The following is a 26,910-nucleotide window of genomic DNA, read 5'->3' on the forward strand; positions in this document are numbered from 1 at the left end:
TGGCAATCTGAGGGGATGAGGCAGCGCGGTGACGGTCGGTGGTCGGGCCATCACGACATCACCTACGCCGCGGTCACGCGGCTCTACCAGCACCTGGCCGAGCCGGACGCGACGATCCACGGCCTGCGGCAGGACGAGTACGCCGTCGCGCTGGACAAGGCCCAGGCGTATCAGGACCGCCCGCTCGGCGCCGGCCGGATCGACAACTACGCCGGCACCGGGTTGTCCTTCGCGTACGCCGGTCCCGGCCCGACCGCGCACTCGGCGTACGCGAATCCGAACGTGCAGCGCGAGCACTTCATGGCCGACCCGTTCCGCAAGGGCTGGGACAACTTCGCGACGAACACCGAGTACGTCTTCGGCCAGCTCGCGACCGCGCACGCGTCGGGCGATGCCGAGTTCAGGTACCTCGGCGCGGCCGCGCACGCCTTGCAGGACAGCTACTCCGGGGCACATGCCTGGCGCGAGGACTCCGTGTACGACGGCGATCCGGCCGCGCGAGTGCAATCGCTGCACGTGTTCACGCCCGTCCATTCGGTCGGGATCGACGACGGGCAGAACACGCACTCCGACGAGTTCGACAAGCCGCCTGTGACGTCGGGGTCGACGCGGGCCGCGATCGAGGCGACGTACCGGATGCTGCGCAGCTACGAGCGCAACCGCAACAAGGCGCCGGACGTAGCCGATCGGTACCGGCGCCACGACCTGATCGAGATGCTGCGCCCGTCGCCGGCCGGGGTCGTGGTGAACCTGCATCCGACCCGCGAATGGGCCGCCGAGCGGGACCGCCGGATGGGACTGGAACGGGCGCAGACCGAGCTGGACCGGCTGAGCGGCGTACTGGCCCCGAATGCCGCACCGGGTCGCGCGGGCACGCAACCGGCGGCCTCCGAGAGGCGCCCGGGGAGCGTGTCCCGGGGAATTACGAGTGAGGGTGTCGGACGGGGCGGCTAGCATGGGAGGTCACATCACCAGTACTCAGGAGGAAGAGCCTGTCCAGGCCACGCAGTATCGAACCGGAGGCGCGCCAGAACGGCACAGTTGCCGGCGCAGCCGCCAGCGCGCAGGCGTCGCACAAGATCGTCGTGCCGAACAGCATCGACATGGTGGCCCTGCTCGGAGCCCGGGACGAGTTCCTCCGCATCGTCGAGAAGGAGTTCGCCGCGGACATCATGGTCCGTGGCAACGAGATCACACTCAACGGTGAGCCGGCCGAACTGGCCCTGGCCGAGCGGCTGATCGACGAGCTGATCGCGGTGATCCGGACCGGGCACGGGCTGACCGCCGACTCGGTCGAGCGCAGCATCGCGATGATCAAGCAGGCCACCGCCGAGAGCCCGGCCGACGTGCTGACGCAGAACATCCTGTCCAGCCGCGGCCGCACGATCCGCCCGAAGACGCTGAACCAGAAGCGGTACGTCGACGCGATCGACAAGAACACGATCGTCTTCGGTATCGGCCCGGCCGGTACCGGCAAGACCTACCTGGCCGTCGCCAAGGCGGTCCAGGCGCTGCAGGCCAAGGAGGTCACCCGGATCATCCTGACCCGGCCGGCCGTCGAGGCCGGTGAGCGGCTCGGGTTCCTGCCCGGCACGCTGTCGGAGAAGATCGACCCGTACCTGCGCCCGCTGTACGACGCCCTGCACGACATGCTCGACCCGGAGTCGATCCCGCGGCTGATGACGGCCGGCACGATCGAGATCGCGCCGCTGGCCTACATGCGCGGCCGGACGCTGAACGACGCCTACATCATCCTCGACGAGGCGCAGAACACCTCGCCCGAGCAGATGAAGATGTTCCTCACCCGGCTCGGTTTCGGGTCGAAGATGGTCGTCACCGGCGACGTCACCCAGGTCGACCTGCCGACCGGGACGAATTCGGGCCTGCGGGTGGTCCAGGACATCCTCGAGGGTGTTCAGGACCTGACGTTCTGCCGGCTGACCTCGCACGACGTGGTCCGGCACAAGCTCGTCGGCCGGATCGTCTCGGCGTACGAAAACTATGAAGGTAGTGCTGACAACCACCGATGAACGTCGAGGTCAACAACGAGTCCGGAGTCGAGATCGACGCCCACGGACTGATGCGGCTCAGCCGGTTCGTGATGTCGTCCCTGCGGCTGCACCCGGAGTGTGAGCTGTCGATCAAGCTGGTCGACGAGGACACCATGGCGCGGTATCACGTCGAGTTCCTGGACCTGCCGGGTCCGACCGACGTGATGTCCTGGCCGATGGACGAGCTGCGGCCCGGTCCGTCCGACGATGACGACGGCGACCTGCCGCTCGGTCATCTCGGCGACATCGCGCTCTGCCCGACCGTCGCGGCCGCGCAGGGCGCGAAGGCCGGCCACGGCACCTGGGCCGAGCTGGAGCTGCTGACGGTGCACGGCATCCTGCACCTGCTCGGGTACGACCACGCGGAACCCGCCGAGAAAGCGGAGATGTGGGACATCCAGGGCCGCCTGCTGGAAGCATGGCGGGCACCTGGGAACCGGCTCGAGAGTGTCTGAGGCAGGAGTGACGTTGCGGTGACCTCCCACGACCTCGTTCTCCTGGTTGTGGCTGCGGTGCTCGTCCTGCTCGCCGGTCTGTTCGCCGGCGCCGAGGCAGCGCTGTCGTCGTACTCGAAGGTGCGCGCGAACGAGCAGGTCGAGCTGGGCAACCTGCGGGCCGTCCGGCTGCGGGACCTGCTGTCCGACGCCCCGCGGTACCTGAACTCGCTGCTGCTCCTCCGGCTGATCTGCGAGATCACCGCGATCGTGCTGGTCACCCAGGCGCTGTCCGAAGTCCTGTCGGTGACCTGGGAACACATCCTGATCACCGCCGTGGTGATGGTGCTGGTCTCGTACGTGATCATCGGGGTCGCGCCGCGGACGCTGGGCCGGCAGCACTCGGACCGGTTCGCGATCATCTCGGCCGGTCCGGTGATGGCGCTGACCAAGATCCTCGGCCCGCTGCCGAAGTTCCTGATCCTGATCGGCAACGCGCTGACCCCGGGCAAGGGGTTCGCCGAGGGCCCGTTCGCGACCGAGGCCGAGCTGCGGGCGCTGGTCGACTACGCGGAGAAGTCCGCGGTGATCGAGTCCGGCGAGCGGCAGATGATCCACTCGGTGTTCGAGCTCGGCGACACGATCGTCCGCGAGGTGATGGTGCCGCGGACCGACATGGTCTACATCGAGAAGCACAAGAAGCTCCGCCAGCTCACCTCGCTGGCGCTGCGCTCGGGCTACTCGCGGATCCCGGTGATCGGTGAGTCGCTCGACGACATCCTCGGCGTCGTCTACCTCAAGGACGTGATGCGCCGCGTCTACGACAACGCGCAGGCCGAGTCGACCGAACGGGTCGAGTCGGTGATGCGGCCGTGTATGTACGTCCCGGACTCCAAGCCCGTGGACGAGCTGCTGCGCGAGATGCAGGCGGCCCGGATGCACCTGGCGATCGTCGTCGACGAATACGGCGGTACGGCGGGACTCGTCGCGATCGAGGACATCCTCGAGGAGATCGTCGGCGAGATCACCGACGAGTACGACGAGGACCCGGACTCGGTGCAGGAGCTGTCCGACGGCTCGTACCGGGTGTCCAGCCGGCTGCCGATCGACGAGCTCGGCGAGCTGTTCGGCGTACCGCTGGACGACGACGATGTGGACACGGTCGGCGGTCTGATGGCCAAGCTGCTCGGCAAAGTGCCGATCCCCGGCGCCGAGGTCGCGATCGAGGGCCTGTCGCTGACGGCGGAGCGGCCGTCCGGTCGCCGCAACCAGGTAGGTACGGTTCTGGTACGACGCGAGGAGCCCACTCCCGCGCCCCAGGACCAGAACCACCAGCACGCCTAGCCGGCCACCACCCCGTCCCTCCTTCCTTCCTTTGGAGCACTTCTTGTCAGACCTCTCGGCCGAGGACGCCAAACTCGTCACGCTCGCCCGCGCTGCCCGAGCCCGGACCCGGGCCGCAGAAGGAGCCGCCGTCCGCGACTCCGACGGACGCACGTACGCCGCCTGCACGGTCGCGCTCGACACCGTCGAGCTGAGCGCGCTGCAGCTGGCCGTGGCGATGGCGCTCGCGTCCGGGGTGAAGGGTCTGGAGGCCGCCGCGGTCGTCACGGAGGCCGAGTCGCTCGATGTGAACGTCGTACGGCATTTCGCCGGCGCCAACATTCCCGTAGTACTTGCTCTTGGCACCGGAGAGGTTCGCGATGTCGTCCACACCTGAGAACTTCAAGGCAGGGTTCGCCTGCTTCGTGGGTCGGCCCAACGCCGGCAAGTCCACGCTGACCAATGCGCTGGTGGGTCAGAAAATCGTCATCACCTCGTCCAAGCCGCAGACCACGCGGCACGCCGTCCGTGGCATCGTGCACCGGCCGGACGCGCAGCTGATCCTGGTCGACACCCCCGGGCTGCACAAGCCGCGCACGCTGCTCGGCGAGCGACTGAACGACCTGGTCAAGACCACCTGGGCCGAGGTCGACGTGATCGCGGTCTGCCTGCCGGCCAGCGACAAGATCGGTCCCGGCGACCGGTTCCTGGTCAGCGAGGCGGCGAAGGTCGCGAAGACGCCGAAGGTCGCGCTCGCCACCAAGGCGGATCTGGTCGAGCCGGATCGGATGGTCGAGCACCTGGCCGAGATCCAGGCCCTGGGAGAGTCCGCCGGGATCGAGTGGGCCGCGATCGTGCCGGTGTCCGCGACCTCCGGCTACCAGGTCGACGTGGTCGCCGATGAGCTCGTCAAGCTGCTGCCGGACGGCTTCCCGCTGTACCCGGACGGCGACATCACCGACGAACCCGAGGAGACGCTCGTCGCCGAGCTGATCCGCGAGGCCGCGCTGGAAGGCGTCCGGGACGAGCTGCCGCACTCGATCGCCGTCACCATCGACGAGATGAACCTGCGCGAGGACCGTCCCGAGGACAAGCCGCTGCTGGACATCTACGCGAACATCTTCCTCGAGCGGGAGAGCCAGAAGGGCATCGTGATCGGCCACAAGGGCGCCCGGCTGCGCGAGGTCGGCGCGGCGGCCCGCAAGCAGATCGAGGCCTTGCTCGGTACGCCGGTGTACCTCGACCTGCACGTCAAGATCGCCAAAAACTGGCAGACAGACGCGAAGAACCTGCGCAAACTGGGATTCTGATGAGCCTCCGGAACCCCGTGTACGCCGCCCTCACCGGCCCGCACGCCCACCTCGCCGAGGTCGGCGGCAACGCCCGCCGCTACCCCTCGGCCGTTGCCCCGTTCCTCGCCCTCCCCGAGGACCCCACCGCCGAGGACTGGACCGACGCAGCCACGCTGCTCGGCCCCGGCACGACGGGCGCCCTGATGCGGCCGGAATTCGCCGTTCCCGAGTCCTTCAAGCTCGATCGGCAGTTCGATCTGGTCCAGTTCGTCGCACCCGACGGCCTCGCGGCGCCCGACGACGAGGCGATCGTGCTCGCAGCCAACGACGTCGCCGAAATGCTCGCCCTGGTGGCCCGCACCGACCCCGGCCCCTTCCGCAGCCGCACGATCGAGCTGGGCACCTACCTGGGCATCCGCCGCAACGGCGAACTGATCGCGATGGCCGGCACCCGCTTCGCACTACCGCACCACACCGAGATCAGCGCCGTCTGCACCCACCCGTCCTACCAGGGCCAGGGCCTCGCGAGCCGGCTGATCCGAGCCGTTGCCCACCGCATCGAGTCGACCGGGCGAACCCCGTTCCTGCACACCGGCGGCACCAACAGCGGCGCGATCCGGCTGTACCGTTCGCTGGGTTTCAGCCTCTCCAACGAGATGAAGGTCACAGTGGTCCAGGCGGTCTAGCCTGGAACCGTTGCAACAACGTGCAATCGAGGCGCGTTCGTCCCCCGCGCAGGCTATGCTCGCGCACGATCTCGAGGCCCATCGAGGTCGCTCATGTCCTGAGGGGGACTCCCAGAATGAAACTGCAGCGCTTCGCGCTTGCCCTGGCCGGGGTCGGCATGCTTGCCGCCACGGCTGCCGCTGTCCCGGCCACCGCCGCCGTCCGGTCCAACCCGACGCCCGCGATCGCCCACGCGGCCAAGGGCAACCTGAAGACCACGCCGAACACCAAGCTCGCCTCCGGGGGATGCGTGCAGGATGTCGGCTTCAACACCCCGACGCCGGGGATCAACGACGCACTCGTCACGCCGGGCAAGCCGCCGCGCGGTGAGTTCTTCGCGGAGTTCCCGTTCGTCGGCACGCGGCTCAACACGACGTGGTACGGCGTGCAGACCGACGCGCACTTCTACTACCACAGCCTGTTCGTGCAGAACGGCACGCTGTACCGCGGTGTCACCTACTTCGACACCGACAACGCGCGGCCGACGTACGCACGGATCGGCTCCGGCTGGACCAGCTTCACCCAGCTCGTGACATCGAACTACGCCATCACCGCGCCGAACCGCTCGTACCTGTACGGCCTGAGCACCAACGGCAGCCTCTACCGCTACGCGGCGTCCGGCGCCACGTTCCGGGCACTCGGCCACTTCGCCGGCTTCAAGGGCTTCAAGGCGATGACCGTGATCTCCGAGACCCCGACCTACGACACGCTTCTGATGACCACCAAGGCGGGCGCGCTCTGGACGGTCCGGATCCCGGCCGCGGCCTCGACCAAGCCGGTCCTGAAGCTGGTCCGGAGCTCGGGCTTCGCGGCGTACGAGTCGCTGGCTGCCAGGGAGTGCGGTGTGAAGGGCGGCACGCTGGTGACCGGTTTCGACAACGACACCGACTCGGCGTACCAGTACGCGATGAGCAAGTTCAACGGCTCGGCGACGGCCGTCACCTCCTACGGCCGGGTCACCGGCGGCACCATCCCGGGCACCGGCATCTTCTCGGTCACCGGCCACTGGAACCAGCTCGTCGGCGAGTGACCTTTCAGCAGTACTTTCAGCAGTACTTTCAGCAGTACTGTCAGCAGTAGAAGCCGGGGGCGCCGCTGGTTGCGGCGCCCCCGGTCTGCTTCAGATCTTCTTCTGGTACGCCAGGATGCGCGCCACGATCTTGTAGTTGAGCTGCTCGTTGATGCTGATCATGTGGTTGTTGGACTCCGCGTTCCAGGTGTCCACCTGGGTCAGCGCGGGCTCGGCCTCGCGGAGCCAGAGGAGCATGGCGGACTTGACCAGGGCGCCGAGGCGGTGGCCTCGGTGGGCTCGGTCCACGGCGGTGTCGTGTTGTTCGCCGATGTGGGGGCGTTCACGCTCGACGGAGATGACTGTGTGGCCGGCGAGGGCGCCGGTGGTCTTCTCGCGGGCGATCACTCGGTAGATGGTGTGGTCGCTCCTGGACTGCGCCTCTTCGTACGCCCGCAGCCGTGCGGGGCTGTAGACGTCGTCCTCCATGTCGAGGTCGTCCTTCGGGGCGTCGTTGATGGAGGCGGTCAGCGTGACCATGTCCTCCAGCAGCTCCTCCGGCAGCGGCCCGGTCAGCTTGGTGAGCTCGTACGACGTCGATGCGGCGACCGCGTCGTCGTACAGGCCCTGCACCACGTCCCAGTCCAGCCCGGTCAGGTCCTGGCGACGGTTCACCTCGATCGCCTTCTGGACGAACCCGTGCCGGCGCGCGAACGCGTCCGCCTTCGGCAGGTCGATGCAGCCGTAGCCCACCGTGTCCCGGCCCAGCTCACGGGCGAACCCCTCGGCGTACTCGACCAGCGCCGACCCCACGCCGCGCCCACGATGATCCGGATGGACGTCGACGTCGATCCAGATCTGGTTCGTGTTGTCGTAGGTGTTGACGCCCACGGCCAGCAGTCCGACGGCGGTCCCGTCGGCCTCCCGCGCGAGATAGGCGTACTCGGGCTCCATGTCCCACCCGTAGCGGAGCATGTTGGCGTAACCGCGCGCCGTCGGCTCCAGCATCTCCGGGCAGTCGAGTTTGAGGCCCGCGCTCTTCAGCGCAACGGCCTCGGCGCATCCGGCTTCGTCGTCGGGGGACAGTCTGGTGATCTCCACAGGCCCAGCGTCCACTGAGCGAGCGGTTTACCGCGACTGGTTTATCCGCGGTCGAGAAGTTCCTCGCTGAGCTTCCACAACCGCCGCGCGTTCTCCGGGTCGATCGCATACGGCAGTACGCCGAACGCGCCCGGCGTCACGGCCAGCACGTCCGTGTCCGGTACCTCGGACGCGTGCACCCCGGCGATGTCGACGTCCTCGCAGTACACCCCGCCGTACCCTTCGAGCTGCGGGCTGACCGCGCACCAGACCTGCGTCGCCGCGCCCTGCTCGACCGTCTTCAGCCCGCGCTCCGGATCGATGATCGGCTCGTAGTTCTCGTCCAGGAACCCGCCCTCGCGCAACGTCTCGCGGTTCGAGTACCGGGCCAGATGCGTGATGATGCTGCCCGGATGTACGGCGAACGCCCGGATCCCGTGCGACCGTTCCCGCTCGTCCAGCTCGACCGCGAACAACACGTTGGCGGTCTTCGACTGCCCGTACGCCGAGTACGGCGCGTACTCGCGATGCTCGAAGTTCGGGTCGTCGAAATCGACTGCGCTGTACCGATGCCCGCGCGACGACACCGCGACCACTCGCGCGCCACCGGCTCGCCGCAATGCCGGCAGCAACCGCGTCGTGAGCTGGAAATGTCCGAGGTGATTCGTCGCGAGCTGCGACTCGTACCCGCGCGCGTCCCGGGTCAGCGGGTTCGCCATGATCCCCGCACTGTTCACCAGGATGTGCAGCGCCCGTCCGCTCGCCAGGAACCGGTCCGCGAAGGCATCGATGGTCGCCGGATCGAGCAGATCCAGCTCCTCGACGACAATGCCGTCGATGTCCGCCAGCTCGCCGGTCGCCCGCGCGACATCACGCGCCGGCACGATGACCTCGGCCCCCGCGGATCGGAACGCGCGGACGGTCTCCTTGCCCAGTCCGGAGTACCCGCCCGTGACGATCGCGACCTTGCCGTGCAGGTCGATGCCTTCCATCACGTCGTACGTCGTCGACGCGGCGGTGAATCCAGATCCCGTTGGTGTTTGCATGCTTCAACGCTAGATCCGGCCACCCGGACGCAGAATGCTTGAGAGTGCCGACAACTTGCGCGATAGTACGAATATGGCCGATCCGCTCACCGACACTCTCGCGCTGACCGAGGCACACTGCCACGTCTCGCGCGGGTTCGAGGCGATCGGGGAGTGGGCGCTGCGCTACCCGGCGACGAACCGGCTCAAGTTCACCGCCGCGGTCGAGGGCACCTGCTGGATCGACTTCGACGACGAGTCGGCCACCGGTCGCATCGAGCTGGAGCCGGGTGATGTCGTGCTGTTCGACGGCCGGCACGAGTTCGTGAAGGGCAACTCCGACGCCGTACCGCTCGAGGACGCGGTCGCCGCGTTCGGCGCCACCGGCGGCCCCATCGCCCGCTTCGGCAGTGGCACGCTCACCGGCGTAGGCCCGCGGGTGGTCGGTGTCGGCGGCCACGTCAGCCTCAACCGCACCGGCGAAGAACTGCTGATGCGCGCCCTGCCACCGGTGATCCACCTCCGTGCCACCGACGAGCAGTCGGCGACCTTCCACTGGCTGCTCAACCGGTTGTTGCACGAAGCAACGACCGACGAACTCGGTGCGAGCCTGGCCGCCGACGACGTCGCACACCTGCTCTTCCTCGAGGCGCTCCGTGCCTGCCTCGCCCAGGCCGAGGACCTCCCGGTCGGCTGGCTGCGCGCGATCGCGGACGAGCGCATCGCCCCGGCCCTGCGCCTGATGCACGACCAGCCCGGCCGGGCGTGGCAGCTCGACGAACTCGCCCGGTCCGCCGCGATGTCGCGTACGACGTTCGCCGAGCGCTTCCGCTCCGTGGCCGGCGTACCGCCGCTCACGTATCTGCTCAACTGGCGGATGCGGCTCGCCGAGCGAGCCCTGCGCGACGACGATCAGTCGCTGTCCGCCCTCGCGCATTCGCTCGGCTACACCTCCGACAGCGCGTTCAGCAACGCCTTCAAACGCGTCAACGGCGTCGCACCCCGGCGCTACCGCGAGGCAGCGCGGGCGACCCGGGCGGCCCCCGAGGCGGCGGAAGCTACGGCTTAGGCATCCCGTACGCGTGGTCGATCGTCATCGAGAGCATCAGTCGCTTGTCCTTGACCATCACCTCGCGGTACTCGTCCCAGTCCGGGTGTTCGCCCGACGCGGTCCGGTAGTAGTCGACCAGGTCCTCGACAACCGCGTCGTACGGATCGGCGGCAACCGGACTGAGCTCGGCCCTGCCTTCCAGTACGACGTACGTGCGGCCGCGCGGCCCGTCGACGTACAAGCTCGCGCGCGGGTCGCGGCGGAGGTTCTTCGTCTTCGCGCGGCCGTCGGTGAGCGAGACGCGCACCCGGGTGCCGTCGAAGACATACGTGACATTGGACAGCTGCGGGCGCCCGTCACGCTTGATGGTGACCAGCACGCCGAGCCCATGTGTGCCGATCCGGTCGAGGAGGGATTCCGTCATACCAACAGCGTAAAATTTCAAGCGCCCTTGAAGGCAAGGAAGGTGCGTACGACGTCCAGCCAGCGGTCCGGTGCTGTGCTGTGGATCCGGTGGCCGGCCTCGATCGTGGCAACTGTTGCTGTTGGCATCGTTTTCGCGACGAGGTCGAACCGGGTCTGGTCGAGATGGCTCCTGGGTCCGCCGGCGAGCAGCAGCGTCGGCGCCTGCACCGTGCGTAACCCGGCCCACCAGGACGGGTTCGGTCGACGGAGGTCCGCGATCACGTCGCGCAACAACACCGGATCGGATCGCCGCCGGGTGAGCCAACCCGCCAGCAGCAGAGCAGCGGCCGGCATCGGCAGGTGCGTCGGGCCGCTGTCGTGCGGATCCCGCGGTGGCACCGGCAGCTCCTCGAGCACCAGCCGCTCGACGCGATCCGGCTCGGCCGCCGCCACCGCGCTCGCCACGAACGCCCCGAGCGAGTTGCCCACGAGCGTGATCGGCCCGTCGAACTCACGCAGCACCTGATCGCGGAAGTCATCGAGCCGGTACGGTCGCCGCCGCGGCGCGCTCCCATGGCCGAGCAACGTCGGGCAGTGCACCCGATAGCCCAACTCCTCGAAGGTGGGCACGAATCGGTCCCAGGTCGACGGCCCGCTCGTGCCGGCGTGCAAACACACCAGCTCCTTCATCAGACACTCACCAGCACAACGCCGGTCGTGATCACAACCAACCCTCCGATCCGAGGCCGTTCACAAAGCACTACCGCACCAAGCACCGCGCCGGCAACGACGTTCAACGTCCGCCCGATCGCAACCGTCCCGACCGACGCGTACGACAGCGCCAGCAGCACCAACCCGTAGCTCGCCGGCATCAGCGCGGCGATCGGCAACGCCCTCCGCCAGTTCCGCAGTTCACTCCGCCGCGCCATCGGCGACAGCGCGACAACCTGCGCCACGTTGGCCACCGCCAGATACTTCAGCAGGTCGACGTGCAGCGAGCGGACTGCGAACCCATCCCAGAGCGTGTATGCCGCCGTACATGCCGCTACCGCCAACCCGAGCCCGACGCCGTTGCCTGACCGCGGCCGCTCCATCAGCAACACGCCCGCCAGCACCAGCGCCGCCCCGCCGTACACGTGCCAACCACCCAGACTCGCGACCGCCACCAACGCCGGAGCGGTCCCACGACTCACCGAATAGACAGTCGAGAACGCGCCGCCGCGGTACGCCCTCTGCAGCGTGACCGCGTACGTCGTGTGCAGAGCCATGCTCACGACGCCGGCCCACCACGCAGCCGATCCGCGGCCGAGCAGCACGACCGAGATCGGCAGCGTCAACAGGCCGCACATCCAGACGAATGCCGGACCGCCCAGACCGCCCTTCTTCAGCAGCAGGTTCCACGCCGCATGACAGCCGGCAGAGGCAGTCAGCAACCCGAGAGCGATCACGTAGACAGTGTCTACACGACGTCGGTAGACGATGTCTACTCAGGACCTGTGGATCGGCTGAAGAAAGCCCGCGGGTCCTGGTCCGGCGATCGCGGACCGGAAACCATCGAGGACATGACCGAGATCAGCGAACGCGCCGTCACTCTTCGTGTCTCGTCGTTCGAGACCCCCGGTTCGACGGGCCGGGGGAGTTGTGCATAAAGTAGCTGTCATCATGCGGCACCAGCTTCTCCTCCTTCGCTGCCGCGGCGAGGCCTGTTAAGGCCGGTTCCCTCGCCGCGGAGTTCTGTCGTTCGCCGGTCGTCCTAGCGACCCCGCAGTTGACAGCTTCTCGAGGAGAACCCCCGTGGCACCGAAGAACCAGCCCAAGCCCGTCCAGCAGCCGTCCGGTATGCCGACCCACCGCTACCGCGCGTTCCCGCCGATCGACCTGCCCGACCGCACCTGGCCGGCCAAGTCCGTCGACCACACCCCGCGCTGGCTGTCCACCGACCTCCGCGACGGCAACCAGGCCCTGGTCGAGCCGATGTCGCCGGCCCGCAAGCGGCGGATGTTCGACCTGCTGGTGAAGATGGGCTACAAGGAGATCGAGGTCGGCTTCCCGAGCGCCAGCCAGTACGACTTCGACTTCGTCCGCAGTCTGATCGAGGGCGACGCGATCCCGGACGACGTGACGATCTCGGTGCTGACCCAGGCGCGCGAGGAGCTGATCGAGCGGACCGTGCAGTCGCTGCAGGGCTCGCCGAAGGCCACCATCCACCTGTACAACGCGACCGCGCCGCTGTTCCGCCGGGTCGTGTTCAACGTCGACAAGGCCGAGTGCCGCAACATCGCCGTCCGCGGCACCGAGACCGTGATGAAGTACGCCGACGAGATGCTCGGCGACTGCGAGTTCGGGTACCAGTACAGCCCGGAGATCTTCACCGGCACCGAGCTGGAGTTCGCGCTCGAGGTCTGCGAGGCGGTCAGCGACGTCTGGCAGCCCGCCGAGGGCCGCGAGATCATCCTGAACCTGCCCGCCACCGTCGAGATGTGCACCCCGAACGTCTACGCCGACCAGATCGAGTGGTTCGGCCGGCACCTGACCCGGCGTGAGCACAGCGCGATCAGCCTGCATCCGCACAACGACCGCGGTACGGCGGTGGCGGCGACCGAGCTCGCGCTGATGGCCGGCGCGGACCGGGTCGAGGGCTGCCTGTTCGGGCACGGCGAGCGCACCGGCAACGTCGACCTGGTCACGCTGGGGATGAACCTGTTCAGCCAGGGCATCGACCCGCAGATCGACTTCTCCGACATCGACGAGATCCGCCGTACGGTCGAGTACTGCACGCAGATGCGCGTTCCCGAGCGTCAGCCGTACTCCGGCGACCTGGTCTACACCGCTTTCTCCGGCTCGCACCAGGACGCGATCAAGAAGGGCCTGGAGGCGCTCGACAAGCAGGCCGCGGCCGAGGGCAAGCCGGTCGGCGACATCGCCTGGGAGGCGCCGTACCTGCCGATCGACCCGAAGGACGTCGGCCGCAGCTACGAGGCCGTGATCCGGGTCAACTCGCAGTCCGGCAAGGGCGGCGTCGCCTACATGATGAAGTCCGAGCACCGGCTCGACCTGCCGCGCCGGCTGCAGATCGAGTTCAGCCGGGTGATCCAGCAGCACACCGACAACGAGGGCGGCGAGGTCGGCCCGCAGCAGATGTGGGACATCTTCGCGGCCGAGTACCTCGCGCCGGGCAAGCTGTCGCTGCTGAGCGTCAACTCGACGTCCGGCGAGGGCCAGGGCGACCAGCTCCGGGTTCAGGTCTATTCCAATGGCGTGCCGCACGAGCTCGTTGGCGAGGGCAACGGCCCGGTCTCGGCCTTCGTCGACGCGATCAAGCCGCTGAAGTACGACGTCCGCGTGCTCGACTACCACGAGCACGCGCTCTCCGCCGGCGGTGACGCGCTGGCCGCGGCGTACGTCGAATGTGAGGTCGGCGACGAGGTTTTCTGGGGTGTCGGGCGTGACGCGAACATTCTCACTGCCTCGCTGAAGGCGGTCGTCTCGGCTGTCAATCGCGCCACGCGCTGACTTCGTCACATTCTTCCGGCGAATCGCCCGTCTCTGTTTCAGAGGCGGGCGATTCCAGTACGCCCCGGTACCGTTGCGTCACGGACCGCAACGTTGTCTCAACGTTGCCTCAAGACGTTGACTCGATGACTGAGGTTGCGCACACTGTCGTCACTATGCGCAGATCCTTGCAAGACAGCGTTACTAAGTCGTGCTGTTGAGTGGTCTGCGCCACCGACTTTCCCTGGCAGTCGCGTGGAGGTGAGCAGTGAGCGGTGCGGTCGAGACACCCGCGTCGGAACTGATCGAAGGACCGGTTGTCGAACCGAGACCCTCGGCCGTTCGGCGCTTCTTCAACGCCTGGCTTGTCCGGAGACTCTTCAAGGCCGTGTTGACCGTCTTCATCGTCACCAGCGGTACGTTCTTCCTGGTCCGGCTGCTGCCGGGTAACCCGGTCGACACCTACATCCAGACCCAGATCGCGCAGACCGGTATCTCGTACGAGGCCGCCGCCGCGCAGGCGAAGAACCTCTTCTCCCTGGACCCGAACGCGCCGCTGATCCAGCAGTACCTGACGTACATGGGGAACCTGCTGCACGGCGACTTCGGCAACTCGGCGCTCTCGCCGGGCACGACGGTCGCCTCGGTGATCAAGACCTACCTGCCGTGGACGCTGTTCTCCGTCGGCGTGGCCACGGTGATCGCGTTCATCATCGGCATCGCGGCAGGCATGACCATGGCGTACCGCCGCGAGACCTGGCTGGATCATCTGCTCACCTCGATCGGCGCGCTGCTGCACGCGATCCCGAACTACATCCTGGCGATCCTGATCGTGGTCTTCCTCGGGGTGAAACTGCAATGGTTCAACCTGACCGAAGCGCGCGGTTCCTACACACCAGGCGTGCATCCGTCGTTCAGCCTCGCTTTTCTGAACGACATCTTCTACCACGCGACGCTGCCGATCCTGGCCTACACACTGACCACGGTCGGCTCCTGGGCGCTGGTGATGAAGTCGTCCACGGTGGAGACCCTCGGTGAGGACTACGTGACCGTCGCCCGGGCCCGCGGCCTGTCCGACTCACGGATCAGGAACGGGTACGTCGGGCGCAACGCTGTACTGCCGCTGTTCAGCCAGCTCGCGGTCTCGCTCGGATTCGTCGTCGGCGGGTCGATCTTCGTGGAGAAGATCTTCGGCTACCAGGGCATCGGGTTCAGCCTCTTCAACGCGGTCAACGGCCGCGACTACGCCGTACTGCAAGGGATCTTCCTGGTCGTCACGATCTCCGTGGTGGCGGCCAACCTGCTCGCCGACATTCTCTACAGCCGGCTGGATCCGCGGATCCGGGTCCAGGGCAAGGGGTGACGAGATGACCGAAGCAACTATCCCCGTCGCCGCGGTCGGGACCACCGGCGTCTCCCGCTTCGCCGGCATCCTCAGCTCGCTGCGGCGCAGCCCGGCCGGTTTCATCGGCTTCGTCCTGGTCGCCCTGCTGGTGCTGATCAGCGCGATCGGGCCGTTCTTCACCCCCGAGGTGGCGCCGAACGTCAAGGAGATCCTGCTCCCGGCTGGCTCACCCGGCCACCTGCTCGGCACCGACAACGAGGGCAAGGACGTCCTGGTCCAGATGATCGCCGGCGGCCGGACGGTGATCTTCGTCGGCTTCGTCGCCGCGGCGATCTCCACCGTGCTGGCGATCGTGCTCGGCTCGCTGGCCGCCTACCTCGGCGGCTGGGTCGACTCGGTCGTCGTCACCCTGGCCGACGTCTTCCTGACCGTCCCGCAGATCGTCCTGCTCGCGGTCCTCGGAGCGTTCTTCAAGCTCGACTCGCCGGTCCTGCTGGCGCTGCTGGTCGGCGCCCTGTCCTGGCCGGTCCTGACCCGTGCGGTCCGGGCCCAGGTGTTCTCGCTGAAGGAACGCGAGTTCGTCGAAGCCGCCCGGCTACTGGATCTCGGCACGCCCCGGGTGGTGTTCGTCGAGATCCTGCCGAACATGGCCAGCTTCATCCTGATGAACTTCATGATCGGCGTGACCAACGCGATCTACCAGCTGGTCGGCCTCTACCTGCTCGGTCTCGCCCCGCTGACCGGGTCCAACTGGGGCATCATGCTCAACCGCGCCTGGATCGCCGGCGCGATCTTCAACGACAACAGTCTGGCCTGGATCCTGAGCCCGATTGTCGCGATCGTCCTGCTGCTGCTCGGATTGGTGATGATGACTCGATCCCTCGAAGAGATCCTCAACCCGCGTCTCCGGGACCGGTGACGATGGTGACCACGACGACCTCGGGAGCCGCCCGCGCGGTGCGCGGCGGCGAAGGCAAGCCACTGCTGTCGATCCGCGACTTCAAGGTCGAGTACCGGACCGGCTCGGGCGCCACGGTGCAAGCGGTGCGCGGCGTCGACCTCGACCTCTACCCGGGCGAGAGCCTGGCGCTGGTGGGGGAGAGCGGCTGCGGCAAGACGACGTTCGGACTCGGGCTGCTCCGGCTGCTGCCGCGGCTCGGCCACGCCAGCGGCAAGGTGATCTTCAACCGCGGCGACGGCACCGAGATCGACGTTCTCGGCCTGGACGGTCGCGATCTGCGCCAGTTCCGCTGGCGGGACGCGGCGATGGTCTTCCAGGGCGCGATGAACGCGTTCAACCCGGTGCTGAAGATCCGCGCGCACATGCACGACACGATGCGCGCGCACACCAAGGCGACCCGGCAGGAGATCGAGGACCGGGCCGGTGAGCTGCTCCGGCTGGTGCGGCTGGAGCCGGAGCGGGTGATGGACTGCTACCCGCACGAGCTGTCCGGCGGCATGCGGCAGCGCGTGCTGATCGCGATGAGCCTGCTGCTCGAGCCCGAGGTCCTGATCCTGGACGAGCCGACCACCGCGCTCGACATCCTCACCCAGCGGTCGATCGTCGACGTACTGCACGAAGTGCGTGAGCGGCTCGGCTTCTCGATGATCTTCATCTCGCACGACCTGTCGCTGGCCGCCGAGCTCGCCGACCGGGTCGCGACCATGTACGCCGGACGCCTGGTCGAGACCGGCGGCGTCCGCGATCTGTTCTACCGCCCGCGGCACCCGTACACGCTCGGCCTGATCAAGGCCGTCCCGCCGATCGTCGGCGACCTGCCCGACCTGGAGTCGATCCCGGGCGGTCCGCCGAGCCTGGCCGCACTGCCGCCGGGCTGCACCTTCAACCCGCGGTGCAAGTTCGCCACGGACGAGTGCAGACAAGCCGAACCGGACCTGGTCCCGGTGACCGACCAGGCGGGCAGTGCGCACGACGTCGCCTGCATCCACTGGAAGGACGTGCACCTCGATCGCGAGGCGCCCGTCCAAGACATCGGGACCGCATCATGAGCGCGCTGGAGCAGACCCCGGAGACCGCAACCCGTACGCCGCTGATGACGCTGAGCGGCGTCAGCCAGGTGTTCGACACCAAGGCGGGGCCGATCCGCGCGGTCGACAACATCGATCTGTCGGTCAACCCCGGCGAGGTGCTCTGCCTGGTCGGTGAGAGCGGCTCGGGCAAGACCACCGCCGCCCGGATGGCGGCCGGTCTGGCCCGGCCGACCGACGGCCAGGTCCAGTTCGACGGCAACGACATCTGGTCGATGAACCGGCACGACTTCGGCGCCTTCCGGCGCAGTGTGCAGTACGTCCACCAGGACCCGTACGCGTCGCTGAACCCGACCCGGACGATCCAGCAGACGATCACCGCGCCGTTGCTCAAGCACGGTGTTGTCAAGGGCAACAAAGCGGCCGCCGACAAGGCCGCCGAGCTGCTCCGCAAGGTCGACCTGACCCCGCCGGAGAACTACCTGCCGAAGTACCCGCACCAGCTGTCCGGCGGTCAGCGCCAGCGAGTCTCGGTCGCGCGGGCGCTGACCCTGGACCCGAAGCTGATCATCGCGGACGAGTCGACCTCGATGCTCGACGTGTCGATCCGGATCAGCGTGCTGGCGATGCTCGGCCGGCTGCGCGACGACCTCGGCGTCGGGTTCCTGTTCATCACCCACGACCTCGCGATCGCGAAGTACTTCGGCTGGCACGGCAAGACCGCGGTGATGTACCTCGGCCGGATCGTCGAGTTCGGTCCGACGCCGAAGATCATCAACGCGCCGACGCATCCGTACACCCGGGCGCTGATCGACGCGATCCCCGAGCCGGATCCGGACCTGACCAAGACCAAGGGCCGGGAATCCCTGCGCAGCCTGGAGATCCCGAGTCTGGCCCACCTCCCGAGCGGCTGCTCGTTCCACCCGCGCTGCCCGATGTTCGAGGACGGGCTGTGCGACGGCGAGGTTCCGCAGCTGGTCGAGATCCGGTCCGGTCAGTCCGCGGCCTGCCACGTGGTGGCCCGCGACGGCGCCGGGGAGGTCCGGCCCGATGAGCCGGTGGCCTGATGTCACCGCAGATCGGCCGGGCGGCGCTCGGCTGGGCGGCGTTCCTGGTACTGGCCAGCGGGGCGTTGTTGCTGACGCTGTCGCCCGGTACTCCGGAGTTCGTCGTCACCCTGTTCACCTTGTGTTTGGGCCTGCTACTGGGCCTGATCGTTGTCGTCGGGGTCGTGTGGACCCGGCGGCGGGAAAAACGCGAGGGCGGTTCGCAGTAACTCAAACCAGTAGTGGCTGACGCACACAGTCGTGCGCCAGATCAGAAAGGACGAAGGAATGAGTCCCACCGGCACCAACGATTCCGGCACCAACTCTCCGGGGCCGAGCCCCCGGACGAACGCGATCTCGCGCCGGCATGTGCTCCAGCTGTTCGGCATCGCCGGTGTCGGCGTGGCCGGCATCGGGTCGCTGGAGGCCTGCTCGCCGAGCTCCCCGAACAGCAGCAGCGGCGACAGCAGCAAGTCGGCGAACAAGGAGTTCCACGGCGCGTACCCGTACCAGCTGCCGCCGAAGGGTCACTTCAACCTGGCCGCCGGCGTCACCGACGGCATCCAGCAGTCGAGCCCGTACCTCGACCTCGTCTACCCCAGCGGCGGCCTGTACTACTGGGCCGACAAGAAGTGGGAATGGATGATGGCCGAGTCCGGCACGCTGGACGAGGCGAACAAGACCTACACGATGAAGCTCCGGTCCGGGCTGACCTGGAGCGACGGCAAGCCGGTAACGGCGAAGGACGTCGTGTCGACGTTCAACCTGCAGTGGCTGATGCGCCAGCCACCGTGGACCTTCTTGTCCGACGTCACGGCGAAGGACGACACCACCGCCGTGTTCACCATCGGTACGCCGTCCACCGTGCTCGAGCGCTACATCCTCCGCGCCCCGATCCTGCCGGACTCGGTGTACGGCGAGTGGGCCACCAAGGCCGAGACGATGCGCAAGGCCAAGACCAGCCTGGACAGCGCCGAGGGCAAGCAGCTCAACGGCGACTTCCAGAAGTTCCGTCCGGAGAACCCGGTCGTGTCCGGTCCGTTCAACTTCGACGCGAAGAACATGACCAACGCGCAGATGAACCTGGTCAAGAACGACAAGGGCCTGTTCGCCGACAAGATCGGCTTCAGCAAGGTTCTCCTGTACAACGGTGAGACCTCCGACATCACCCCCGTCGTCCTGAACAAGGACGTCGACTACGCGACCCACGGCTTCGCGGTCGCGACCGAGAAGACGCTGGAAGGCAGCGGCTTCCGGATCCTGCGGCCGCCGGTGTACTCCGGCCCGGCGCTGGTGTTCAACTTCACCGCGCACCCGGAGCTGTCCGACCCGAAGGTACGGCAGGCGATCGCCTACGTGCTCGACCGCCAGGAGAACGGCACCGTCGCGCTCGGCGACTCGGGCAAGCCCTGCAAGTTCATGGCCGGCTTCTCCGACATCCTCGTGCCGGACTGGGTCTCCGACGCCGACCAGAAGAAGCTGCAGGCGTACGAGAAGGACGAGGCCAAGGCCACCCAGCTGCTGCAGTCGGCCGGGTGGAAGAAGACCGGCGGAAAGTGGACGCTGCCGAACGGCAAGCCGGCGGCCTACGACATCAAGTTCCCGACCGAGTTCGCCGACTGGAACCCGGCCGCCACCAACGCGGCCGACCAGCTGAACAAGTTCGGGTTCAACATCACCAAGCGGGGTATCACCTTCACCCAGCTGAACCCCGACGTACTGGCCGGCAAGTTCGACATCGCCATCCAGAGCTGGGGTGCGTCGAGCCACCCGCACCCGTACTTCTCGTTCGTCCAGGACCTGTACACATTCAACTACGTGATCGCAGCGAACACGGGCGGCAAGGGCATGAACTTCCCGCTGAAGCAGACCACCTCGGCCGGTCCGATCGACCTGCAGTCCGTGGTGGACAAGTCCGCACAGGGCCTGAACCTCGACGAGCAGAAGAAGAACGTCACCGCCGCGGCGATGGCCTTCAACGAACTGCTGCCGATCATCCCGCTCTGGGAGCGCTACGGTAACAACCCCGCGCTCGAGGGCACCCGGGTGGCGAAGTTCCCGGCCGACGACGACCCGATCCTGAAGAACGCGCCGTACGCGGACAACTTCGTGATCATGTACATGTACCAGGGCAAGGTCGCGCCGGTTTAACCTCTGGCCTTTTGACCTGTTTGTCTGATTGGGTCGGCCGGGTGATCTTGGTTCGCGAGATCGACCCGGCCGACCTGGCCTTGTTCGACGAGTGGTACGACGCCTTCCGGGCCGGCGCGGTCGCCGGCCGGGAGGCCGCGCTGATGGTCGGCCGGGAGACGCTCGGCTACTCGCTGCGCAACCCCAGCCCGCTGAAGCAGCGGATCGCCGTCGGCGCGTTCGAGGACGACCGGGTGCTCGGCGGGATGCTGTTCGAGTACCGCCTGACCGACAACCTCGACACGGTCGAGGTCGAGATCGACGTACCCGCGGAGCACCGGCGGCGCGGGATCGGTACGGCGCTGTGGCAGTGGGCGGTCACGCGGTCGGCGCAGCTCGGGCGGACCATCGTCCAGACCGAGCTCGGCGTACCGTGCGAGCCGTGGCCGGGGGCCGCGTTCGCGGAGCGGCTCGGCTTCGAGGTCGAGCACGTCGAGGAGCACCTCGTCGTACCGCTTCCCTACGACGACCTGCGGCTGGACGAGCTGCGCGAGTCGGCGGGCCGGCCGAACGGGTACCAGCTGACCTCGTGGGCGGGGGTGTGCCCGCCGGAACACCAGCAGGCGTACGCCGATCTGCACACCGCGATGGATCTTGACGTGCCGACCGGTGGCATGACCCGCGAGCTCGTGCCGTGGACGGTCGAGAAGCTCGAGGCCAGCGAGGCGCGGATCGACCGCAACTACCTCGCGCTGGTGACGATGGCGCACACGGACGCGGGCGAGCCGGCCGGGTACACGTTGCTGTACCTGCCGCGGGCCGACGCCGAACACGCCCAGCAGGACGACACGCTCGTACTGCGGGAGCATCGCGGCCACCACCTCGGCACCCACCTGAAGCTGGCGAATCTCGAACAGCTGGCGAAACACCGGACGACGCAGCGCTTCCTGCACACCTGGACCGCGCTGTCGAACGCCCCGATGCGCAAGGTCAACGCCCGCTTCGGCTTCCGCGCGGTCGAGCAACATCGCGAACTCGAACTCCGCCTTCCCCGGCTGCGTCCGGCGGCCCGGGCCGTGATCGTCGACCCGGACGACCGCATCCTGCTGGTCCGCTTCGAGTTCTCCAGCGGCCCGGTGTGGGCGACACCCGGCGGTGGCGTCGAGGCCGGCGAGACCTTGATCGAAGGGCTCCGCCGTGAACTCGTGGAGGAAGTCGGGCTGAGCGACTTCCCCGACCCACCGCACCTCTGGCACCAGGAAGTCGTTGCCGAAGGCCACGCAACTGGCTACGACGGCGTCCTCAACGACTACTTCCTGATCCGTACGGCGGCATTCGATCCGGCCGGCACGATGACCGCGGCCGAGCTCCGCGCCGAGAACGTACACGGCATGAAGTGGTGGACGCTGTCGGAGTTGGCTGCCCACGACGGCCGCTTCGCGCCGCGCGACCTGCCTGCCCTGGTCGACCGGTTGCTGAGGAACGGCCCGCCAGTGGTGCCCACGCAGCTCGGCCTGTGAGAAACCCGTTCGAACTCTGCAAGAAAAGGCGACCGGGGAAATCAGGCCGTTAGCGTTGAAGTGTGAGCACTCGACATACCGTTGATTGGTTCGTCCCCGTCCGATCCGCCGGCGACATCGCCACCTTGCAGACCGGACGACTGCCCGACGGACTCCGCGTCGGCATCGCCTTCACCACGCTGGACCGGCTCCGCGCGGCAGCGGGCGTCCAGGAGTTCATGCGCCTCTCCGAAGAGGCCCTGCACGACATGCTGACGCCGATCGGGATCTCGAGGATCCAGCTCGACCCGACGATGGTCGCCGTACCGGTCAGAGGCGCCGTAGCCAGCTGAGGTGGCCCTCGTCCATCACGGCGTGGCCGTCGGCGCTGTCGGCGACGTTGGGGTCGTGGGTGGCGATCACGACTGCCGCGCCGCGGCGGGCTTCCTCGTGCAGCAGGTCGAGGACGCGTTCGCGGTTGGTGCTGTCGAGCTCGCTGGTCGACTCGTCCGCGAGGATCACCCGGCCCTGCTGGGCGATCCCGCGAGCGACCGCGACCCGCTGCTGCTCGCCACCGGACAGCTCCTCGACCAGGTGGTCGCCGCTCTCCTCGAGCCCGACACCCGCGAGCGCCAGCTCGATCGTCCGCTCGACCTCGTCACTCGGCTTTCGCTCGGCCAGCAAGGGGATCGAGAGGTTCTCGCGGGCCGTCAGCACCCGCGCGAGCCCGTTGCCCTGCGGAATCAGGACGACGCCGTGCCGGGCCGCGGTCGGCCGGTCCTTGATCAGCAACCCGTCGATCTCGACCTGCCCCTTCGCCACCGGCACTGCACCGGCAATTGCCCACAGCAACGAGCTCTTGCCGGCGCCGGAGGGTCCGCTGACCGCGAGCACGAAGCCGGGCGGAACGGTGAACGACACGTCGGACACCGCGGTCAGCTCGCCGTACCGCACCGTCACCTGCCTGACGTTGATCACTGGTTCCCCTCCTGTTCCACCGGGGTGAGCCGGATGATGCCGTCGTCCGTCGTCACCTGGACGAGGGTCCCGGCCGGCAACAGCTCGGCCACATGCGGTGGCAGCGGCAACGATCCGTCCACCGCGACCACGGCGTACTCCTCGCCCGACCGGCCCTCGGACGCGATCCGGCCGTCGCGGATGGTGATCGTGCGGGGGAGCGTCGCGGCGACCTCCGGGTCGTGGGTGACGAGCAGGACGGTCATCCCGGTTTCGGTGTTGATGGTGCGGAGCGCTGCGAGAACCTCGTCGCGGGCGTGGTGGTCGAGCTGACTGGTCGGCTCGTCGGCCAGGAGCAGGCCGGGCAGGGTGGCGATGCCGACGGCAACGGCACACAGCTGGACCTGCCCGGGTGTCAACTGGGACAGGGGTGTCGCCGCATGGTTGCCCAGGCCAACGAGTTCGAGAATGGTCTGCGGGGTCGGCAGGTCGCGGTCATCGGGTGCGGCCTGTTGGGCGTAGCGGATGTTGTCGGCCGGGGTCAGGTACGGGATGAGGTTGCGTCCGGCACCTTGCAGCACGATGCCGACGTCACCGGACCGCATCCGGTCCAGCTCGGCGTCCGTCATCGTGGCGACGTTGTGCTCGCCGACCTGCAGCCGGCCCGCGCTGGGCGTGAGCAGACCGCCGCACAGCTGGAGCAGCGTCGACTTCCCGGCGCCGGAGGGTCCGAGCAGTCCGACCAGCTCACCGGGCCGGACGGTGATCCCGATACCGGAAAGGGCGGCGACGTCATGGCCGTGAGCACGGTAGATGTGCACGAGTCCCGTCGTACTGATCGCCAGGCCGCTCACGTCAGCTCCTCCCGGATGCGGTTGTAGGTGGAGCGTCTGTTGACGCCGCTGCCGAGGAACAGCGTCGTGGCCGCGAGGATCGCCGTACCTCCGGCCCAGAGGATCAGTGCGACCGGCCAGCTGATGCCGAGGTCGAGCGGCACCGGTCCGCCGCTCGTTGCGAACAGGGGTATCAGCGGCAGCGCGACGTGTGCGCCGACCAGTCCGCAGACCGTCCCGAGCAGGACGGCCAGCGCGACCGGACCGGTCTGCTCCCAGCGGGCGGCCCGCCCGGTCGCACTCGCCGGTACGCCGGTGATCTTCAGGCTCGCGTAGTCCTGCGCCCGCGACCGCCACGACGTGACGACGGTCAGCAGCAGTACGACGATCGCCAGCACCCACGCCGCGATGCCGACCACCGGGGTCAGCTGCAGCGCGAGCGCGCTCGCCGAACGCCCGTACGCCGCGATCCGGTCGTCGCGGCGGTCGATCAGGTCGGCGTTGTACCCGGCCTTGACGAGCTTGTCGGTGATCGCGTCGACGTTCGCCAGCCCGTCCTTGTTCAGCCAGAGCTCGAAGTCCGTGCCGCCCTCGTCGACGACGCCGCCGAGCCGCCGTACCGTCTCGAGATCGACGACGGCGGTGCGATCGCCGTACCGGTTGACGGGTCCGCGGAGCCGGTCGATCCGGGCGAGGGTCATCGGGCTGCCGTCGGCCGCCGGGCTGGTGGTCGCGTTGTCGACCCAGTGGTACTCCGGGGTGACCAGCGCGGGCACGACGGGCGGTACCGTTGCGTACTGCAGGAACATGTCAGCGCCGAAGCTCTTCATCGCGATGGTCAGCGCACCGCCCGGCTCGGCCGCGATCGAGCTCTGGTCGGAGCCGAGCTGCGGGACGGTCTGCCAGTCGTCCGACTTGCCCAGGGCAATCGTCGGGTGGTCGTCGCTGGAGATGTTGCTGATCACAACGTTGCCTTGGACGCCGGCCGGGTCGAGCGCCTCGCGGCCGATGCCGAGACGCAGCAGGTCGCAGCCGCCGAGGCAGTCGACGTCGGCCCGCAGCACGACCGGCTTGGCCGACGGGAACCGGATCGGCGGGAACGTGACCAGGAAGCGGGACCCGTCGCGGTGGCTGACCACGTTCGCCCGCAGTACGACGGACTTCGGCGTACCGCCGTCGATCTCGTCGCCGTTGGCGGCGCGGCTGATCAGTGGCTTGATCCCGTTCACCGCGACAGTTGCCGTCAGCTGTGAACTGCGGAACGTGAGCGGCGTGAGGTCACTCGGTGCCTGCAGCTTCTGCCAGCCCTGCGCGTCGGTGAGCTGTTCACCCTGGAACGCGACCCGGCGGAAGCTGTCCGGCTCGATCATCTCGGTCTGCAGCGTGTCGGGGGAGCCCGGCCGAGAGATCACGACCGGGGTCAGCCAATGCCGGTCCGGGTCGATCTGGTTGACCGTCTGCATGAACTCGCCCAGATAGAGGGCGTTCATCCGCAGTACGCCCTCGGCGCCGGTTTCGTAGCCGGAGCGGGTCTCGCGGTTGGCGGCGGCGATCGACGAGGCCTGGCCGGCGAAGGTGAGGAGCGCGGCGGCGACCGCGACGGCCGCGACGATCCGGGTGACGGCGGGACGACGCGAGATCTGCAGTGCGCCGAGCGCGAGGCCGAGCCGCCCTCGGCGGAGTGCCCGGCGGCTGATCAGCCCGGCGGTCGGGAGTAGTAGGTGCGCGAAGATGAGCCCGGCCGCGAGCCCGAGCAGGGCGGGCGTGAGGACCGGCAACGGACCGCGCCCGTCCCCGGTCAGCGCCGCGATCAGCCCAGCCACTGCGAAGACGATGACGCACAGGTCGGCGACGCCGATGGTCCGACCGCGCCGCAGCGGGAGGACGCGCCGGAGCAGGTTGGAGATCGACTGCCGGACGGTGCCCCGGACCTGGAGCACGACGACGACCAGTGCGAGTACGGCGGCGATCGCGAGCGCGGCCGGGACCGTCCAGGGCAGTTCGACCGGTGCGCCGTGCCGGAGCCAGGTCGCGCGGACGACCAGCAGCAGCGCGAAGCCCGCGAGGCCGCCGAGGAGGGTGCCGATGAGTACGGGCAGGCCGAGTTCGATGCACAGCGTGCGCTGGGTCCGGCGCGCGGACGAGCCACGCAGACGGGACAGAGCGATCTCGGGTCGCCGCTGGTCGACCACGGCCGCCAGTGCGAGCGCCAGTACGACGACCGCGAACAGCGCGACCTGCACCATCACCAGCGGGATGATCGTGGTCGCCTGCTTCCGCTCCGCCTGGATCTGGTCGACGAGAGTGGCCAGCGAGGACGTGTTCTGCGCGGGTACGCCGATCTCGCGGGCGTTGCCGTTCACGGTCTCGGTCGCGTCTTTCAGGCGATCGAGGTCGCCGAGCCGGGCCACGCCGGGGATCGGCCGGAAGTCCGACGTGACCCGCTGGGTCCACTTGTTCCCGGCGAAGGTCGAACTCTCGGTGAAGAGCTCGTTGGCGGCGCCCGGGTCCTTGTCCGCCGGCTTGTGCGAGTGGCCGGTCGGATAGTCGCCGTACCAGAAATCGCCGCGCGCCTCCTTGGGCTGGTAGAAGCCGACGATGGTGAGCCGGCCGCCGCCCTTGCCGACATCGCTCGGCGTCGCGGCCAGGGTGGTGCCGAGGCGGAACTCCCAGGTGGTCTTGTCGACCGTGGAGGCGATCACCTCGTTCGCCGCCTGCGGGCAGCGGCCCTCGGTGACGTCGAGCTGGGCGCAGTACCCGTCCCGCCAGCGCACGCGGGCGCCGGGCGACGGATCGCCCGCGGTGGCCGGGATGCTCCAGCTGACGTCGTTGTAGATGCCGTGCAGGGGCGGGGTGAACAGCGGCTTGAGATCACTGGGGAGGAGCTTGTCGAGGTCCTCCGGGCGGGTGGTGACCCCGACCTGCGGACCCGGTGAGGCGAGCAGCCAGGACGCGGGCAGGCGCTGGCCGGACAGGGTCTCGGTCATCACGGTCTGCTCGACGGCGCGGGCGAACCACGGCCCGAAGACGGCGCAGGCGCCGATCAGCAGGCTGATGCCGGTCAGTACCAGGGCCTGTGCCCAGCGATACCGCAGCGCCCGTCCCAGGAACATGTCCACCCCTTCAGCTGCCGCTCGTGCCAGCCGAAGATATGGAATGTTGCGGTCTTTGTGCTTCGCGGCGGCAAAATGTCACATTAATGTTGTCTAGGCAGGAACATGTC

Annotated in this window: 26 protein-coding genes; 18 read left to right on the forward strand and 8 right to left on the reverse strand. The window is 68.2% G+C overall.

Features of this window, described 5'->3' with window-relative positions:
* The first annotated feature begins 15 nt into the window (after positions 1-15).
* The 8 genes from OHA10_RS23795 (at position 16) to OHA10_RS23830 (ending at position 6,856) form a co-directional block, all read left to right on the forward strand.
* Positions 16-954 carry a hypothetical protein gene (locus OHA10_RS23795; protein WP_371400975.1) on the forward strand — a complete coding sequence of 313 codons (939 nt, stop codon included), beginning with the start codon at positions 16-18 and terminating at the stop codon, positions 952-954.
* A 149-nt stretch (positions 955-1,103) separates the two neighbouring features.
* The gene (locus OHA10_RS23800; RefSeq protein WP_371407982.1) at positions 1,104-2,030 is read left to right on the forward strand and encodes a PhoH family protein; all 927 of its coding nucleotides are present in this window, start codon (positions 1,104-1,106) and stop codon (positions 2,028-2,030) included.
* Positions 2,027-2,506 carry an rRNA maturation RNase YbeY gene (gene ybeY / locus OHA10_RS23805; RefSeq protein WP_137253808.1) on the forward strand — a complete coding sequence of 160 codons (480 nt, stop codon included), beginning with the start codon at positions 2,027-2,029 and terminating at the stop codon, positions 2,504-2,506. Before OHA10_RS23800 ends, ybeY begins: the two co-directional genes overlap by 4 nt.
* Positions 2,507-2,524: 18 nt before the next feature.
* The gene (locus tag OHA10_RS23810) at positions 2,525-3,829 is read left to right on the forward strand and encodes a hemolysin family protein (protein WP_371400976.1); all 1,305 of its coding nucleotides are present in this window, start codon (positions 2,525-2,527) and stop codon (positions 3,827-3,829) included.
* A gap of 43 nt (positions 3,830-3,872) precedes the next feature.
* Positions 3,873-4,205, forward strand: coding sequence for a cytidine deaminase (locus OHA10_RS23815; protein ID WP_371400977.1), 333 nt, complete (start codon positions 3,873-3,875; stop codon positions 4,203-4,205).
* Positions 4,189-5,118: a GTPase Era gene (gene era / locus OHA10_RS23820; RefSeq protein WP_371400978.1), complete on the forward strand. Its 930-nt coding sequence runs from the start codon at positions 4,189-4,191 to the stop codon at positions 5,116-5,118. The genes OHA10_RS23815 and era overlap by 17 nt, the downstream gene beginning before the upstream one ends.
* Positions 5,118-5,786, forward strand: a complete 669-nt coding sequence (locus OHA10_RS23825) for a GNAT family N-acetyltransferase (RefSeq protein WP_371400979.1) — start codon at positions 5,118-5,120, stop codon at positions 5,784-5,786. Before era ends, OHA10_RS23825 begins: the two co-directional genes overlap by 1 nt.
* A gap of 116 nt (positions 5,787-5,902) precedes the next feature.
* Positions 5,903-6,856 (forward strand): hypothetical protein, encoded by a 954-nt coding sequence (locus tag OHA10_RS23830; protein ID WP_371400980.1) that lies wholly within the window; start codon positions 5,903-5,905, stop codon positions 6,854-6,856.
* 90 nt (positions 6,857-6,946) lie between these two features.
* Here OHA10_RS23830 and OHA10_RS23835 read toward each other — a convergent pair whose 3' ends face one another.
* Entirely contained in the window at positions 6,947-7,936 is a 990-nt protein-coding gene (locus OHA10_RS23835) for a GNAT family N-acetyltransferase (protein WP_371400981.1), read from the reverse strand.
* Between the two features lie 41 nt (positions 7,937-7,977).
* On the reverse strand, positions 7,978-8,961 hold the full coding sequence (locus OHA10_RS23840) for an oxidoreductase (protein ID WP_371400982.1): 984 nt from the start codon (positions 8,959-8,961) through the stop codon (positions 7,978-7,980).
* A gap of 73 nt (positions 8,962-9,034) precedes the next feature.
* Here OHA10_RS23840 and OHA10_RS23845 point away from each other — a divergent pair, with 73 nt between their 5' ends.
* Positions 9,035-10,009 carry a cupin domain-containing protein gene (locus OHA10_RS23845; RefSeq protein ID WP_371400983.1) on the forward strand — a complete coding sequence of 325 codons (975 nt, stop codon included), beginning with the start codon at positions 9,035-9,037 and terminating at the stop codon, positions 10,007-10,009.
* Here the strand turns inward: OHA10_RS23845 and OHA10_RS23850 are convergent.
* The 3 genes from OHA10_RS23850 to OHA10_RS23860 are packed head-to-tail and all read right to left on the reverse strand — an operon-like array spanning position 9,999 to position 11,844.
* Positions 9,999-10,415 (reverse strand): PPOX class F420-dependent oxidoreductase, encoded by a 417-nt coding sequence (locus tag OHA10_RS23850; RefSeq protein WP_371400984.1) that lies wholly within the window; start codon positions 10,413-10,415, stop codon positions 9,999-10,001. The genes OHA10_RS23845 and OHA10_RS23850 overlap by 11 nt on opposite strands.
* A 17-nt stretch (positions 10,416-10,432) precedes the next feature.
* Positions 10,433-11,086 (reverse strand): alpha/beta fold hydrolase, encoded by a 654-nt coding sequence (locus OHA10_RS23855; protein WP_371400985.1) that lies wholly within the window; start codon positions 11,084-11,086, stop codon positions 10,433-10,435.
* Positions 11,086-11,844 carry a hypothetical protein gene (locus OHA10_RS23860; protein WP_371400986.1) on the reverse strand — a complete coding sequence of 253 codons (759 nt, stop codon included), beginning with the start codon at positions 11,842-11,844 and terminating at the stop codon, positions 11,086-11,088. The genes OHA10_RS23855 and OHA10_RS23860 overlap by 1 nt, the downstream gene beginning before the upstream one ends.
* A gap of 391 nt (positions 11,845-12,235) precedes the next feature.
* Here OHA10_RS23860 and leuA point away from each other — a divergent pair, with 391 nt between their 5' ends.
* The 9 genes from leuA (at position 12,236) to OHA10_RS23905 (ending at position 22,250) form a co-directional block, all read left to right on the forward strand.
* A complete protein-coding gene (gene leuA, locus OHA10_RS23865) occupies positions 12,236-13,909 on the forward strand; it encodes a 2-isopropylmalate synthase (protein ID WP_371407983.1) in 1,674 nt (557 codons plus the stop codon).
* Positions 13,910-14,276: 367 nt separating this feature from the next.
* Positions 14,277-15,251 (forward strand): ABC transporter permease, encoded by a 975-nt coding sequence (locus OHA10_RS23870; RefSeq protein WP_371400987.1) that lies wholly within the window; start codon positions 14,277-14,279, stop codon positions 15,249-15,251.
* Between the two features lie 4 nt (positions 15,252-15,255).
* Positions 15,256-16,152 carry an ABC transporter permease gene (locus tag OHA10_RS23875; protein ID WP_371400988.1) on the forward strand — a complete coding sequence of 299 codons (897 nt, stop codon included), beginning with the start codon at positions 15,256-15,258 and terminating at the stop codon, positions 16,150-16,152.
* Positions 16,153-16,154: 2 nt separating this feature from the next.
* Positions 16,155-17,243: an ABC transporter ATP-binding protein gene (locus tag OHA10_RS23880; RefSeq protein ID WP_371400989.1), complete on the forward strand. Its 1,089-nt coding sequence runs from the start codon at positions 16,155-16,157 to the stop codon at positions 17,241-17,243.
* Positions 17,240-18,289, forward strand: coding sequence for an ABC transporter ATP-binding protein (locus OHA10_RS23885; RefSeq protein WP_371400990.1), 1,050 nt, complete (start codon positions 17,240-17,242; stop codon positions 18,287-18,289). The genes OHA10_RS23880 and OHA10_RS23885 overlap by 4 nt, the downstream gene beginning before the upstream one ends.
* Positions 18,289-18,498 (forward strand): hypothetical protein, encoded by a 210-nt coding sequence (locus OHA10_RS23890; RefSeq protein ID WP_198681903.1) that lies wholly within the window; start codon positions 18,289-18,291, stop codon positions 18,496-18,498. Before OHA10_RS23885 ends, OHA10_RS23890 begins: the two co-directional genes overlap by 1 nt.
* A gap of 58 nt (positions 18,499-18,556) precedes the next feature.
* Entirely contained in the window at positions 18,557-20,419 is a 1,863-nt protein-coding gene (locus tag OHA10_RS23895) for an ABC transporter substrate-binding protein (RefSeq protein ID WP_371400991.1), read from the forward strand.
* A gap of 41 nt (positions 20,420-20,460) precedes the next feature.
* Entirely contained in the window at positions 20,461-21,918 is a 1,458-nt protein-coding gene (locus tag OHA10_RS23900) for a GNAT family N-acetyltransferase (RefSeq protein ID WP_371400992.1), read from the forward strand.
* A 62-nt stretch (positions 21,919-21,980) separates the two neighbouring features.
* The gene (locus OHA10_RS23905) at positions 21,981-22,250 is read left to right on the forward strand and encodes an SAV_915 family protein (RefSeq protein WP_371400993.1); all 270 of its coding nucleotides are present in this window, start codon (positions 21,981-21,983) and stop codon (positions 22,248-22,250) included.
* On the opposite strand, the gene OHA10_RS23910 is transcribed toward OHA10_RS23905, so the two are convergent.
* The 3 genes from OHA10_RS23910 to OHA10_RS23920 are packed head-to-tail and all read right to left on the reverse strand — an operon-like array spanning position 22,228 to position 26,800.
* Complete coding sequence (locus OHA10_RS23910) at positions 22,228-22,875, reverse strand: ATP-binding cassette domain-containing protein (RefSeq protein ID WP_371400994.1); 648 nt, start codon at positions 22,873-22,875, stop codon at positions 22,228-22,230. The genes OHA10_RS23905 and OHA10_RS23910 overlap by 23 nt on opposite strands.
* Entirely contained in the window at positions 22,872-23,708 is an 837-nt protein-coding gene (locus OHA10_RS23915; RefSeq protein ID WP_371400995.1) for an ABC transporter ATP-binding protein, read from the reverse strand. Before OHA10_RS23915 ends, OHA10_RS23910 begins: the two co-directional genes overlap by 4 nt.
* Positions 23,705-26,800, reverse strand: coding sequence for an FtsX-like permease family protein (locus OHA10_RS23920; protein WP_371400996.1), 3,096 nt, complete (start codon positions 26,798-26,800; stop codon positions 23,705-23,707). Before OHA10_RS23920 ends, OHA10_RS23915 begins: the two co-directional genes overlap by 4 nt.
* Positions 26,801-26,910 lie beyond the last annotated feature (110 nt).

The sequence above is a fragment of the Kribbella sp. NBC_00662 genome (assembly GCF_041430295.1).
Classification (GTDB): domain Bacteria; phylum Actinomycetota; class Actinomycetes; order Propionibacteriales; family Kribbellaceae; genus Kribbella.